Below are 14,440 nucleotides of genomic sequence, written 5' to 3'. Positions count from 1 at the left end.
ACTGGATGGCTGCCTCGAACGAAGCCCCCTTGGACGAGCGCCCGCGTGTGCTCGTCGTCGACGACGAGAAATTCATTCGCGACATCCTCGCGGACTTCCTCGGCATGGAGGGCTACGTAGTCCGCACCGCCGAAGATGGCGCCAGTGCGATCTCGGAGCTCGCGCGAGCCCAGTACGACTTGGTCATCAGCGACCTCAAGATGCCGAAGATGGGCGGCCTCGAGCTACTGAAGGAAGTCTCCCACACTCACCCCGACACGATCACCGTGATCATGACGGGCTTTGGCACCGTGGAAACCGCGATCGACGCCATGAAGCGCGGTGCGTACGACTACATCCTCAAACCGTTCAAGGTCGAGGAGATCGTGCACATCGTGCAGCGCGGGCTCGAGAAGCGGCGCTTAGCCGCGGAGAACCTTCGTCTGCGCGAGGCGGTGTCGCTATACAAGGTGAGCGAAGCGATCAGCGCCAGCTTGTCCCTCGACGAGGTAGTCGCCACGCTCCTGGATAGCGCTTTGGGGGAGGTCCGTGCCGACGTCGCCTCGACTTGGCTGGAGGACGGCGAGGGTAGCTACTTCGAGCGCCACGTGGAGCGTGGGGCGAGTGTCTCCGAGACGGAGAACGTCGGGCAGCTGGACGTGGAGAAGATCGTGACGCGCCTGTCGTCCGGCGATCCCCTCGTGGAGCAGGGCAACCGGGCTCAGGATCTGTTCGCGAAGCTACCGGGTCCCCCGGTCTCCAGCATCGCGGTGGTCCCGCTCAAGATGCGGGACCGTTTGATTGGGTGGCTTTCGGCCGTCTCTCTCACCCCTAGCAAGCGCTTCGACGAGGGGCAGCGTAAGCTGCTGAGCATCATCGCCTCCCGCGCCGCCGCGGCCATCGAAAACGCACGGCTGTACGAGGATTTGCAGGCAACCTTCAACCAGACCATCCAGGGTCTGGCGCAGACCATCGACAAGATGGACCGCTACACCGCAGGACACTCCGAGCGGGTCGCCCTGTACGCGGTCGCCCTCGCTCGCTGGCTCGGGTTGTCCGACGCCATGATCGAGGTCGTGCGGCATTCGGCCTTGATGCACGACATCGGCAAGGTCGGCTGCGTCATGAACCTGAACAAGCCGGGCAAGCTGACCCAAGAAGAGTACGAGATCTTCAAGAAGCACCCGGTGTACGGGCGGGAGATCCTCGACCCCATCAAGTTCTTGGAACCGGTCATTCCCGGCGTCCACTTGCACCACGAGCGCTGGGATGGCCGGGGCTATCCCCTGGGCCTCTCGCGAGTCGAGATCCCGCTCATTGCTCGCATCATCTCCATCGCGGACACCTACGACGCGATGACCAGCGATCGTGCCTATCGCCGTGCGTTGCCCCACGAGGTCACCGTGAACGAGATCACGCGCTGCTCCGGCTCGCAGTTCGATCCGGATCTCGCTGGCACGTTCACCGATCGGATTGACGAGCTGCGCGAGCAACTGCAAGCCGACGGCAAGCACGTTCCGGAATGAAGAAGCGTCGTCTCCACGGCGTGTGGCTCGGACGGCAGCGCTACGCCCCAGTTCACGAGCTGATGCAGCGCTATCACGAAGAGCGGCGCGCGGGTTCCCGTTCCGACACCGTGTTGTTCGTGGAGCACGAGCCCGTGATCACCATGGGGCGTGGCGCGGCCGCCGAGCACGTGCTCCTGCCTCGCGAGCTGTTGAGTGCTCGCGGAGTGGATCTGATCGACACTGGACGAGGAGGCGACGTGACGCTCCACGCCCCCGGGCAGCTCGTCTGTTATCCGATCCTGGACCTTTCTCCCGACCGCCAGGACGTCCGCAGGTACGTGGGGGACCTGACGGAAACCATGCGGCGATTGGCGGCATCGTTCGGCGTGGATGCCGGCGCGATCCCCGACGACAAGGCCCTGATCGGGCTATGGGTGGACGCCACCGAGCCCAGTCGCTGGCCCGGTGCGAAGGACGCTCGCCGCCTGGCCAAGCTCGGTGCCATCGGGGTGCGCATCAGTCGCTGGATCACGATGCACGGCTTTGCCCTGAATCTGTCGACGGATCTCGAGCTCTTCGGACTCATCGTGCCCTGCGGCATCAGCCAGCACGGCGTGACGTCGGTTCAGGCGCTCACGGGTGCGGCCCCCACCGTGGCCTCCATGGTGGCGCCAGCGCTCGAGACGCTGGCCGAGGTGCTCGACGCCGAAGTCGCCGAGCTCTCGAGCTGAGCCGGGCGCTCCGCGACCACCAGGCGGTTGCCCAAAAGCCCCCCGGCGCTCTGTACACGCACGGCGAACCCTGCCTTCGCCAGTCGAGCGACGATGTCCGCGATGGGCCGCGCGGTGATGCGCTCGCCGGAGTTCAACCGCGCTCGCACGGCCATGCGCTCGAACAGGAGCGCCAAGCGTCCACCGCGCGTCGCCCCGTCGAGCTCGCGGATGAGAACGCGCCCCCCGGGACGCACACTGGCGACGGCCCGCTCGAGCACCAAGTCCTGCTCCTCGACGCCGAGATAGTGCAGCGCATCCAGCAACAGCAGCGTGTCCACTTCCGGAAGCTCCACGTTGCGAAGGTCGGCTACGGAGAGCTCGATGTCGCCTTCCGCAGCGGCCGTAGCCACTTCTATCTTGGTGGCGTCCCAATCGAAGCCCACGACGCGCTTCGCGGCTCCGAGCTCGAACAGTAACAGGGCGAACTGCCCGCGGCCACACGCGGCGTCCGCGACCTCACCGAGATCCGCGAGCTTGGCCAGCCGTCCCGTCAGCGGATCGCTCTCCAGCTTGAGGGCGACATAGAACCGATGGGCGCGGGGCGCGTCGGCGTAGCGCTGGACCGTCCGTTCCACGGCCCCGCGCAGCGCGCGACTCTCGGCCGTGGGCTCTCGGACCAAGCGACGCGTGACCACGCCCCCCACCAGCGCCAGAGCCGCGCCCACCACCACCGATCCGACGGCAAGCTGGAGCACGAAGCCACCCACGCCCAGCGCGCGCGCCTGTTCTACCGTGAACTCCACGAAGCCGCCGCTGGTGACCAGCGCCCCGACCTCCACCTCGGCCGTGACCAGGAAGGGCGCGAACAGCGGGTTCGACACGTTGGCTGCCAAGTACGCCGTCACCGCGTCGAGCCGGAGCGGGACGCAGACCAGCAAACACAGCGGCAAATGCAACCCGTACAGCGGCAGTGAGCCGACGAAGAGCCCCACCGCCACGGAAGCGCTGGCGCGCTTGGGCGAGAGCTCGCCGCCGCGGAGCCGCGTCCACAGCCGGCGCCAGCGACTCGGCTTCTTGCGTGGGCTCACGAGGTCGGAGCGTCGCCGCCACTCGGCGGCCGGCTGCTCTTTTCGCGCTGGGCGCTCACGATCCGCAAATATGTGGCTGCGCTCTTGTTGTCCGGATCTTGGGCGACCACGGCTTCGAACTCCGCCTGCGCGGCGTCGTTCTCTCCGGCGCTGAGCAGCAGGACGCCGAGCAGCACGCGGGCCTGCAGGTACTTGGGGTTGGCTTGCTTCGCGGCTTCGAACTGCTCGCGGGCGTGCACCTTGTCACCCGTGTCGCGATACAAGACGCCGAGACGGGTGCGCAGATCCGCGAAGGTGGGGCACAAGGCGGTCGCCTTCTCGAGCTCGCGGATGGCATCCAAGGTCATGCCGATGTCCTGATAGGCCTGCGACAGCTCCGCGTGCATGTTCGCGATCTTGCCCTTCGCAAAGGGGTCCGGCTGGCGCTCGTGCCCCTCACCGCGGTCGCGGATCTTGGCGTAGATCTCCCGGGCAGCCTCGTACTTCCCGAGGTCGTTGTAGGTGACCATCAGGTTCAGCGCGGCTTCCGTGTAGTTTGGGTTCAGCTCGACCGCCCGCTCGAAGTGCTGCTCCGCCTGAGCGAAGTCCCCCCGGCTGTGGGTGATTACCCCCAACATGTGGTGGACGTCAGCGTATTGGTCGTTCTTTTCCGCCACCTGGCGCAGCAGATATTCCGCCTTGTCGTACTCGCGCTTCTGGTAGTGCTCGCGTCCGAGGACCAGAAGCTGCTTCAGGTGGTCGTCCATGAATCGGCAGTGTGGTTGAAACCGGGCCGCGGGAAAAGTCCCGGGGTCGGGGAGCATGCCAAACCCGGCCGCCGGCGACCACGGCTTGCCGCTGGGCCAGGCCGCTGCTAGGCCCCGCCTCGTGGCGTCCCAACCTGGACCGGGCGGCGCACGACACGTCGGTCGCATCGTCGACCCGCTGGCCCGTGACGATGGTGAGACCGAGCCGGAGCTCCAGCTCGATGCCGAGGTGTCCCCGGAATCCACCACCAGCGGCGCGGCGGATCCCGAAAATTCCGCTCCGATAGCCGCAGAAGAGCCCGCCGAGGTAGAGGAGCCCCCGGTCTTGGAGGCGCCTCCCGAACCGGGCCAACACCCCATCAAGGCGCGGCTCCTCGCCCGAGCGGCAGCGGCGCGGCAAGCGCGGTCGCCCCAGAGCAGCACCGATCCCGACCCGCCGGCTCGTGCCCGGAGCGGTCTGGACGAGCTCGACGCCGAGGTCTCGGGGCCGATCTCCCATCGACCGCCATCTGCCCCCGCCATCGGCCGAGGACGTCCGCAGCTTTCCCCCACCCTGGTTGCGCTGTTCGGGACGCTGTTGGGCTTGGCGACGGTGGCGTCCCTGGTCGCGTTGGTCATGGGGCTCGAGCCTCGGCCGTGGCAGCTGAACGGCGCCGAGCCGGAGCCCGCCGAGTCCGCCGCCGCAACCCCCGTCGCCAGCGCCGTGGCGCCACCGCCCGTCCGTCCGAAGCGCCAGAAGGTCCAGGGTCCGTGGCGAGTGAAGGACGGCAAGGACGAGCCCGGGATGCGTTTCATCGAGGGCACCATCGGGCTTTCTCCGTTCTTGCGTGCCGTCCAGGACGCGGGTCTGGAGAAGGCTCAGGCCTACCGGGTGCTGACGGCCTTGAAGGACCTGAAGAACCTCGACAAGTGCGACAAGACCGACAAGTTCGCTGCTCTCGTCGAGCGTTCCACCAAGAAGGTGAAGGCCTTCGAGTACATCGTGAGCGCCGAAGAGATCTACCAAGCGCGCGAGGGCAAGGACGGCCTGCTCGACGGCAAGAAGCTCGACTTGAAGGTGGAGCACGAGCAGATCAAGGCCGCCTTCGTGATCGACGGCAGCGTGGATGACTCGGCGCAAAAGGCCGGGCTCGATCCCGGGATCTCCGCGGTGCTCGCCAAAGCCCTGGACGGCCACATGGATCTCGAGGAGCTGAAGCGCGGTGACGTGATCCGCGTCGTGGCTCAGGGCATCACCGTGCTGGGTGAGTGGTCGCGCTACGCGGGAGTGGAAGCGCTGGAGCTCAGGCCCGCAGATGCCTCGGCCAAGCCTCTGCGAGTGTACTTCTACCGAGGGCCTCAGACCCGCGCCTACTACGACGCCAACGGGCGCTCTCCCTACGAGGGAGGCTGGCGCAAGCCGGTGAAAGACGCCCCCATCACCTCGCATTTCAACCCGAAACGCATGCACCCGATCCTGCACAAGATCGTGGCGCATACGGGCACGGACTTCGGAGCGGCGGCCGGCACGCCGGTCGGCGCATCCACCTACGGCACCATCAGTTTCATCGGCCCCGCCGGCCCCAGCGGCAACCTCGTGAAGATCCAGCACGCCGGTGGCATCGAGACGGGCTACGCGCACCTGTCGCGCTTCGCCGAAGGGCTCAAGGTCGGGGATCACGTCACACGCCTGCAGACCATCGGCTACGTGGGTTCGACGGGCCGCTCCACCGGGCCGCACCTCCACTTCACGGCCAAACGCGACGGCAAGTTCTTCGATGCCGAGACGCTGAACCTCGACGGCATGCGCGTGCTGCCGCCGAGCCAGCGCGATGACTTCGCAAAGGTGAAGGCGAAGTACGACGCGCTGCTCGACTCGATTCCCGCGCCGCAGCCGCTGGCCGCGCCGCCCACCGAGCCGGCGTCCGCAACGACGGAAAGTGCGCCGCCCGACGAAGGGCCGGACGAGCCGGACGAGCCGGAGCCCGCCGCCGCACCGGAGACGCCTCGAGCCGCCGCGCCGGAGCCGACCCCCGCTGCTCCGGCGCCCCAAAACGGCAATCCGATCTACCTGACCGACAAGGACCTGCAGAAGCTGCAGTCGACCAGCGACGACGGCGAAGTCGCTCCCTGAGACGCGACGGGTATCGCGCCGCCCCGACATGATGCGGAATCAGAGCGCACGGAGCATGCGGATGGCACCGTACACCATCGGTCCCCAAGCGAGGACGTAGTGCCCGCCCCCGGACGCAGCTGAGAACGTCACCAGCGTGAGCAGCAGTCCGCCGGCGAACCAGAGGCCGCCGACCAGCAGGTGCTTCTGACGCTCGCCGTCGCGAACGGCCCGCGCGTCTTCCACAGCCAGCTCCGCTTCGTCCCGATCCCGCTGCACCCGACTGCGCGCGCGTGTCATGACCTGCTCGATCTGGCGCTCGGAAAGGCCCTTCCGCGTGAGGAAAGCCACGCAGGTGCGCTCCGGTTCGCCCAAAGCGAGGGCCTCGGCGATGCTCTTGACGTACTGGCTGGCGCCGCTCTTCCTCTTCTTCTTCGGTGGCGCCGCCGAAGCGACGTGTTCTTCGGTTTCTCGGTGCTGGTTCTCTGAAGATGGGTTTGTCGGTTCGGCGCGGTACCTCGGGTCACGCCGTCGCTTCTCGCGCGGAAAACGCGGGGCGCGACGACGGATCTCCAAGTCGAATGGTGAGCACGAAAGCACTGCCGTGCGGCGCCACCGCTTCCACCCAGGCTCGGCCACCATGGGCTTCGGCGATGTGCTTGACCAGCGCGAGGCCAATCCCGCTACCCCGCACCTGCTTGTTCAGAGCGGTCTTGCCGCGCACGAAGCGCTCGAAGATGCGCTTGCGGTCCTCCGCGGCGATGCCCGGACCACGATCCGTAACGCGGATCTCCGCGAAACCTTCACTCTCGCGAGCGCTGATCACGACGCGGTCGCTATCGGGCGCGTACTTGAGGGCGTTGTCGACCAGGTTGATGATCGCGATCTCGATCGCGCGCTCGTCGAGCTCTGCGTTGGGGATGCCCTCGGAGACGTCGAGCACCAGATCCACCTTGTCCCGCTGGGAACGGACGCGACAGGCCTCCACGGCGCGCGCCACCACGTCCCCCACATCCGCGGTGGTGAAGTCATAGGCGGCCTTGCCTCGCTCTACCTTGGCGAAATCCAACACATTTTCGATGAGCACGCCGAGACGTTCGCTCTCTGAAACGATGATCTCCAGGTACTGCTGCCGCTTCTCGTTGCTGTCCACCCGGCCGCTCTGGAGCAGCTCGCCGAACATGCGCACCAACGAAAGCGGTGTCTTCAGCTCGTGGGAGACGTTGGCGACGAAGTCGCTCTTCAGGTTGGAGAGCTTGCGCTCGCGCCCCGCGGCCACGAGCACCACGGTGAGCCCCGCGATCACCACCAGCCACGACAGCCCCACGAGGGCCAGCTCCAGCGCGCGGCGCCGCGCTACCGCGGCCGTGAGCTCCTCGGCGGAGATCAGGGTGACGTTGAGACGCCACTTGTAGAGGGTCGTCTCGAACCGACGCCCGATGGTGAAGCCACCGCGGCTCAGCGGCGGTCCGTACACGATGCGCCCTTCGGTATCCACCACGTTCACGCGGCTGTGGCGATCGCGCTCGGAGTAGAGCGTGGGGAACAAGTCGTGCACGATGCGCGGTACGTCGTGCCACGCCACCAGCAAGTAGCGACGACCGCTCACCTCGCGCTGCCAGTAGCTGAGCAAGTAGCTCTGGCCGCCGTAGCTCTTGTGCAGGTGGCGGAGCTGGCTGCGCGGCTCGGTGCCGAGCTCCAGATCCGGCACCACGGAGCCGACCAGCAGTCGCCGAAAGGCCTCCGCCTCCGGCGCCGGTGCGCGGGACGCGAAGGCTACGACGTCATGCGCGGGTGTGGACATGTCGAGCAACAGCACACCGCGCACGGTGGGCGTCTGGCGCGCGGCGACCGCCAGCCAGTCGGTCCCGAAGCGGAAACGATCGTCGAGATCCACGAGCGACAAGACGGCGTTGTCTTGTTCGATGATGCGTTTGTCGAGGCGATCCGACTTCTCGTTAGCGAGCGTCAACGTGGCTTCCACCACGGACTGCTCCCGGAGCTTCTCGAGCTGGAAGCTGTTGCGGAAAGTGACCACGAGCAGCACCACGACCGCCACCACGATGATGGGGACGAGGAGGAACGTGAGCAGGCGCTCGCGTCGCGTCCGATCGCTCATGACGCCCCCAAGATAGCGCGCGGGCGGGCGCCTCGGTGCTCAGGATTTGGGCAGGACCACTTCGGGGTCCAAGATGATGGGACGATTGACCAAAAACTCGGCGAGCTGCTCGCAGATGTAGTCGAGGGCGTGGGCCTCGTGCTCCGAGTAGGGCGCGCCGCCCTCGGGGTTCGCGAGCTCGATGGCACCCAGGTAGCGGCCACCGAGCTGCACGGAACCGAAGAGCGCGGCCTTCGGCTGCACACCGATGGCCGTCCAACGGCCGTCCGCATAGCGCGTGTCGTCGGAAGCGTCCTCCACCCGCGTGGCGCGGGTGCGACGCATGGCGACGGCGAACAGCGGATGGGTATCGGGGGTGCGGTGGAGCAGGACCTTTTCGACGCTGCCACCATCCGCGCGAACGACGACGAAGTTGCGAGCGTTGATGTCGAAGACGTGGACCAGCGCCGCCTCGCTGGGCAGCGTGGCGCGCAGGGTCTCCAGGACGAACTCCACGCCGCCGACCATGTCGGGGATGAAGTGCAGATCGTGCATGGACTCGAACAGCTCACCGATCAGGTCTTCGCCTGCGCGACGGCGCCCCTTGTGAGCGGGCTTGTCGTCGGCGGGCGCCGCTTCGACGACCGGTGCGGGCGCCGCTTCGACGACCGGTTGGGGCGCCGCTGAGGGCGCAGGTACTGGTTCCGACGCGGCGGGCGGTGCCGACGCGGCGGGCGGTGCCGACGCGGCGGGCGGTGCCGACGCGGCGGGCGGTGCCGACGCGGCAGGCGGTGCCGACGCGGCAGGCGGTGCCGACGCGGCAGGCGCGGGTGTTGGTGCGGCAGGCGGTGCCGACGCGGCAGGCGCGGGTGTTGATGCGGCAGGCGGTGCTGACGCGGCAGGCGATGCCGGCGCGGGTGCCGACGCAGCGGGTGGTGCGGATACCGGACCCGAAGGGCTCGGCCGGGGTGGAGCGGAGGATGTTGCGGATCGTGGCGCGGCCGGCGCTGACTTGCGATTCGGGAAGCTGAGGACGGGCTCGCCCCGCCAGTCCTTCCACGCCAAGGTCGCGATGGGCGCACGCTCCGGGCGACGCTCGAAGATGTGGTCGAACACCGCCAGCTGAACGAACTTCCGCGCGGTCTCGTTTTGGAGCGCCGCGTCGAGCTCCCGAAAGCGCATCCACAGCAGCACCTCCGCGGCCACTTCGGAGGTGCCCTCGGCGACGGCGTAGGCGTACTCGCGGTACGCGATGGGAGAGCTCTCCGAAGGATCTTCTTCGCGCTTGCGGATGACGGAGAAGTCCGGCGCGCGCGCCGGTTCCAGGCTTCGCTGCGTGGGATGAGCGGAAACCCGTGCCGCGCTGGCGGGTTGCTTGGTGGGCGGCGGAGGCACCGCGTCCTCCGGCACGACGATATTCGGGTGCGACGCCTTCTTGGGCGGGGTGCTCTCGGCTGGCTTCGCAGGCTCCGAAGACATGGCAGGACCGTTTAGCATCCGCTCCGTGGTGGGCGGCTTGGAGGCCGCGGGGTCCGTCAGCGGCGCGGCCTCGGGATCCGTGGGTGCCGCCATGTCCACGTCCACGTCCACCTCGATCTCCTCGCTGACGGGCTGGGGCGACGCCATGGGCTGAGTCTTGGGAGGTGGCTCGGCGATGAACTTCTTGGCGGCGGAGGGGTCGACGAGGGGCGCGTCCGAAGGCGCCTTCTTCACGAGGTAGCGGACGCGCTGACCGGGATCCACGGCGCGGTAGCCCTCATCCAAGAGCTCGATGGAGAACTTGGAGAGAGGTCCCGAGTCACCGCGCCGGCGCCGTGCTTCTTGCAACGCCGCCTGCCATTGCTTCGCTTCGAGGCAATGGTTCTCGGGCTTTGAATCCTCGCCAACGCGAGAGACTTCGATGTACCAACGCATCCTGTAAGGAGCTCCGCGTAACGAGCGGGAGGGCTAGTAGAGCGCCTCCGCCGGGTTCTAGCAAGCCTGGAATCAGGTCCCCCCCACCCCTGCCACAAATCGGTCCGAGGGCCACCCAGAGCTGCTGGCCGTGGTAGATCGGCGACCTTCGACCATGGACGGCGACGGACGGAGCCCGAGCCCCGCCGCGCGGTCGCCCAGGCTCTTTCTGGGAGCCCGCGCGGAACGCTGGCTATACGCCCTCGTCGCAGGAGCGGCGACGCTCTGGGTCGCGTGTTTGTTCTATGCGTCGATGCGGCTGCAGACGAGCTACACGGGAACGCTTCCCTTGGCGAAACCCGGCGAGTGGTCTGCACCGCTGGACGACGTCTTCATCCATTTCGACTTCGCCCGGGCCATCGCCCGCGGCCATCCCTTCGAGTGGTCCGAGGGCAATGGCTACTCGAGCGGCGGAACCAGCCTGCTGTACCCCTTCGTGTTGGCCTTCGGCTACTGGGTCGGCTTTCGTCGCATGAACTTGATGATCTGGGCGGCGATCATCGCCTGCGTATCGGTGCTCGCCCTGCTCCTGGGCAGTCGCCGGCTGTTCCGGGATCTGCCCCGCTGGACCAGCTACTTGCTGCTCCCGGCGCTGCTCGGCGTCGGGGTGCTCGACTGGAGCTTCTTCAGCGGGATGGAGGTCGCTCTGTTCCTGGCCGTGTGGGTTGGAACGCTGATCGCGTGGGACGATCTGCTACGAGGACCACCCGACGCCGCGCCCCCCCCTCGCCCGGGGCGGATGGCGCTGCTGTTGGGCGTTTGGGGTGGCTTCTTGGTAGCCACCCGTCCCGAAGCGGCGGTGCTGGTGGCTCTCTTCTCCCTCAGCGCCGGCGCGGTGATTCGACAGCGTCACGGAACCCGAACGGCGCTGCGGGCGGTGCTGTTTTCCGCCTTGCCCGGAGCGTTCATGGTCATCGGCCATGCGGTCCTGAACAAGATCTACACCGGGGACAGCACCGCCGCCGGCGCGCTGGTGAAGCTCGAGATGTATCACCCGCACCTGAACCGTAGTCAGGTGCTCGATGCCTGGTGGTTCCACGTGAAGTACCAGTTCATGCGCATCGGCGACTACCACCTGTCGGACGTGCGTGGCGTGGGATTCATCCCCTATGTATTGGCGCTCGTTTCGCTGGTTCCCCGGACCACGCGGCGCTACGGCGCGATGCTCGTGGGGAGCACCGTGATCTGGGTGGCCATCACGGCTCTGAACGGCCAGGTGCGCTGGCAGAACGAGCGCTACGTGATGCCCGCGGTGGCTTGGATGCTGCTCGCCGCCGCCCTCGGCACGGCGGTGCTCATCGGCAAGACCTGGGCCCTGGGGCGCCGCGGCAAGGTGCTACGCGTGGCCACCACCGCCATCGCCGTGGTGGCCGTCGGTCTTTCGGCCTACCACCAACGCTCCAAGTTCCGAGACCAGGTTTGGTTCTTCGGTCGCGCCTCGCGGAACATCCGCGATCAACACATGCGCGTGGGACGATTGCTGCGCCTGCTCGAACCGCGTCCTCATCGGGTGTTGGTCGGAGATGCCGGTGCCATTCCCTACGTCTCCGATCTGCCCGCCTTGGACATCATCGGTTTGGGTGGCTACAAACGGTTGCCCTTCGATCGGGCGACGCGCCTCGGCATCGGAGCGGGCATCGAGCTATTGGAGCGCATCCCGCCCTCGGATCGCCCGGACCTGCTCGCCATCTACCCCTCCTGGTGGGGCACCTTCCCGCTGTGGTTCGGCGAGGTGCTGGCGGAAGTCCCGGTGGAGGGCAACGTGATCTGCGGCGGAGCCGCCAAGGTCCTGTACCGACCCCACTGGAGCTCCTTCGAAGGCAGCGACCGTCCCTTCGCCACGGCGCCGGGCGAGCGCGTGGCGGACGAGCTGGACTTCGCGGACATCGTGAACGAGGCCGCTCATCAGTACGTCCTCGACGGCGCGGTCGGCTATGTCGACATGAAGCTCCTGCCCAACCCGGCCTCGCCCACGAAAGACGTGTGGGACGCCGGGCGTATCGCGCCACAGGGCTCCCGGGAGCGGTTCGTTCTCCACCACCTCGCTCCCCGAAAGCCCACGCGCCTGCTGTTCCGCGGCGCCCCGGCCCAGCCTGCAGAAATCATGGTCTCCGTGAACGGTCACTCCATCGGGAAGGTGTTCCTTCCGGCGCGCGAGGGTTGGGTGGAGGTGCCCCTCATGGTCCCGGCGGACGTGGTGAAGGAAACCTCGTCCGTGGAGCTCACGGCCGAGCGAGGCGAGCACGTCTTGCATCACCTGTTCGTGCTGCAGCGCCCGTGACACCGGGGCTGAACAGCTTCGGCCTGCCCCCCGATGGCCCCGCCTGGGCGGCCCTCGCTGTCGCTGCGGGCGCAGTGCTCGTGGCGCTACTGCCCCAGGCCACACGAGAGCGACTGCTCCGCCCCCTGCTGGCGCACCCGCGCCGCGCCGTCTTACTGCTGGCGCTGACGGCCGCCCTCCTCTCCTGGGGTTACGTCCTGCATTACCTCCGCGGCGGTCCTCGGATCATCGATGCCACCAGCTACTTCTTGGAAGCGCGGGCAATGGCCGAGGGCAAGCTGGTGTTCTCCACTCCGCTGCCCTCCGGCTCCTTTCGCGGACGCTTCCTCGTGACGCCACCGGGTAGCACGGCCCTTGGCGTTCTCTTCCCCCCCGGCTACCCCGCGGTGCTGGCCCTGGGTTTCCTGTTCGGCGCCCCCCTCGCCATCGGTCCCGTGTTGGCAGCAGCGTTGGTCGTCGTCACCTACGCCCTGACGCTGCGACTGTTCCAGCGTCCAAAGCTCGCTTTGCTCGCCGCGGCGCTGTCGGTGTCCTGCGCCGCCCTGCGCTACCACACGGCGGACACCATGGCGCACGGGCTGTCGGCGTTGTTGCTCGCCGCCGCGTTGCTCTTCGCGCTTCAGGGCAATCGCTGGCTGCTGCTCGCCGGGCTATCTGCGGGGTGGCTCTGTGCCACGCGACCCGTGACCGGCGGCGTGGCGCTGGTGTTGGTGACGGGGATCGTGTTGCGGGATCGCCAACTGCGACGGCTGCCCTGGGTACTGCTGGGAAGCAGCGTCGGCCTGCTGCTGCTGCTGGCCCATCAGCACGCCACCACGGGGCAGCTCCTGGGCTCGAGCCAGCTGCGCTACTACTCCCTGTCCGACGGACCCCCCGGCTGTTTTCGCTACGGATTCGGGGCCGGCGTCGGCTGCCTGTTCGAGCATGGGGATTTCGTGCGAGCGCGGCTACCCCAGGGTTTCGATCTGCTCGCTGCACTGGGGACGACGGGGCGGCGACTGCTGCACCATGGCCTGGATGTGGCCAACGCCGAGCCTCTGGCGCTGATGGTCCCCTTCGCCGTCGCGCGCGCGCTGCGGGACGCGCGGTTGCGCATTCCCGTCGCCGGTGTCGTCCTGGTGTTGCTGGCGTACGTCCCGTTCTACTTCGACGCCACCTACCCAGGTGGTGGTGCGCGGCTGTACGCCGACGCGCTGCCGCTCGAGCATGCGTTGGTGGCTTGGGGGGTGTACGAGCTGTCCCTGGCGCGCTTCGCGCTACCGCTGGCCTTGGCCGGCTTTGCCCTACGGGGCAGCTACGCCCACGTGGCCCTCGCCGAGCGCGAAGGTGGACGGCCGATGTTCGAGCCCGAGGTGCTGGCCCGAGCGGGTGTCGACCAGGGCCTGGTTTTCGTGCACACCGACCACGGCTTCAATCTGGGGTTCGATCCCGACGCCCGCCGCCTTCAGGTCGCGCGCCGTCGGGACGATGCCCACGACTGGGTGCTGTGGGAGTCGCTAGGGCGCCCGCCGGTGTACCGCTACGATTTCGACCCCTTCACCCCGAGCTCCAACCCGCGCATCGAGCCCCTCACCCTGCGGCCCCCCGCCACCCCCCGCTTCGAGGCCGAAGCCGAGTGGCCTCCGCTGGCGGTGTCCAAGGGTTGGGCGATGCCCGTCTTCGCCGGCTGCGCGTCGGGCGGTCGAGCCCTGAGTCTGCGCTCCAGCGGCGAGGGGTCAGCCATCACCGTGGAGCTCCCACTGCTTCGGGCGGAGCAATTCCGACTGCGCGCTGGCTGGGCGGCCGAAAGCGATACCGAGGGACGCACCATCGTGCTGGGAACCGAGACGCGAGCGCCGCACAAAAAAGGCGAATGTTGGAGCACAGAGGGGCCAACGCTGGCCCTCGGGCCGGGCAGCCACCGGGTCAGCGTCGCCACCCACTCCCCAGGCGTGGCCCTGGATTACCTGGAGGTCGTCGCCACCGGCCCACGCTGAAAAAGC

At 67.9% G+C, this 14,440-nt stretch carries 10 protein-coding genes; 5 read left to right on the top strand and 5 right to left on the bottom strand.

Annotated features, from left to right (window positions below; translation table 11 throughout):
• Positions 1-5 precede the first annotated feature (5 nt).
• Together H6717_32725 and lipB are read left to right on the top strand one after the other, a co-directional pair.
• Positions 6-1,505, top strand: a complete 1,500-nt coding sequence (locus tag H6717_32725; GenBank protein ID MCB9581843.1) for a response regulator — start codon at positions 6-8, stop codon at positions 1,503-1,505.
• The gene (gene lipB / locus H6717_32720; protein ID MCB9581842.1) at positions 1,502-2,218 is read left to right on the top strand and encodes a lipoyl(octanoyl) transferase LipB; all 717 of its coding nucleotides are present in this window, start codon (positions 1,502-1,504) and stop codon (positions 2,216-2,218) included. Before H6717_32725 ends, lipB begins: the two co-directional genes overlap by 4 nt.
• On the opposite strand, the gene H6717_32715 is transcribed toward lipB, so the two are convergent.
• Positions 2,113-3,288 (bottom strand): DUF2062 domain-containing protein, encoded by a 1,176-nt coding sequence (locus H6717_32715; protein ID MCB9581841.1) that lies wholly within the window; start codon positions 3,286-3,288, stop codon positions 2,113-2,115. The two genes, lipB and H6717_32715, sit on opposite strands and share 106 nt — an antisense overlap.
• Positions 3,285-4,034: a tetratricopeptide repeat protein gene (locus H6717_32710; protein MCB9581840.1), complete on the bottom strand. Its 750-nt coding sequence runs from the start codon at positions 4,032-4,034 to the stop codon at positions 3,285-3,287. The genes H6717_32715 and H6717_32710 overlap by 4 nt, the downstream gene beginning before the upstream one ends.
• A gap of 1,177 nt (positions 4,035-5,211) precedes the next feature.
• Here H6717_32710 and H6717_32705 point away from each other — a divergent pair.
• Complete coding sequence (locus H6717_32705; GenBank protein MCB9581839.1) at positions 5,212-6,147, top strand: M23 family metallopeptidase; 936 nt, start codon at positions 5,212-5,214, stop codon at positions 6,145-6,147.
• A 39-nt stretch (positions 6,148-6,186) separates the two neighbouring features.
• Here H6717_32705 and H6717_32700 read toward each other — a convergent pair whose 3' ends face one another.
• The 3 genes from H6717_32700 to H6717_32690 form a co-directional block, all read right to left on the bottom strand.
• Positions 6,187-6,426, bottom strand: coding sequence for a hypothetical protein (locus tag H6717_32700; GenBank protein ID MCB9581838.1), 240 nt, complete (start codon positions 6,424-6,426; stop codon positions 6,187-6,189).
• 223 nt (positions 6,427-6,649) lie between these two features.
• Complete coding sequence (locus H6717_32695; GenBank protein MCB9581837.1) at positions 6,650-8,245, bottom strand: HAMP domain-containing histidine kinase; 1,596 nt, start codon at positions 8,243-8,245, stop codon at positions 6,650-6,652.
• A 39-nt stretch (positions 8,246-8,284) separates the two neighbouring features.
• Positions 8,285-10,138 (bottom strand): hypothetical protein, encoded by a 1,854-nt coding sequence (locus tag H6717_32690; GenBank protein ID MCB9581836.1) that lies wholly within the window; start codon positions 10,136-10,138, stop codon positions 8,285-8,287.
• Positions 10,139-10,430: 292 nt separating this feature from the next.
• Here H6717_32690 and H6717_32685 point away from each other — a divergent pair, with 292 nt between their 5' ends.
• Positions 10,431-12,458: a hypothetical protein gene (locus tag H6717_32685; protein MCB9581835.1), complete on the top strand. Its 2,028-nt coding sequence runs from the start codon at positions 10,431-10,433 to the stop codon at positions 12,456-12,458.
• The gene (locus H6717_32680; protein ID MCB9581834.1) at positions 12,455-14,434 is read left to right on the top strand and encodes a hypothetical protein; all 1,980 of its coding nucleotides are present in this window, start codon (positions 12,455-12,457) and stop codon (positions 14,432-14,434) included. Before H6717_32685 ends, H6717_32680 begins: the two co-directional genes overlap by 4 nt.
• The last annotated feature ends 6 nt before the right edge of the window (positions 14,435-14,440 follow it).

The sequence above is a fragment of the Polyangiaceae bacterium genome (genome assembly GCA_020633235.1).
Taxonomy (GTDB): domain Bacteria; phylum Myxococcota_A; class Polyangia; order Polyangiales; family Polyangiaceae; genus JACKEA01.
Note: the sequence above shows the minus strand (reverse complement) of the source record. Positions and strands in the feature narration are given on the sequence as shown.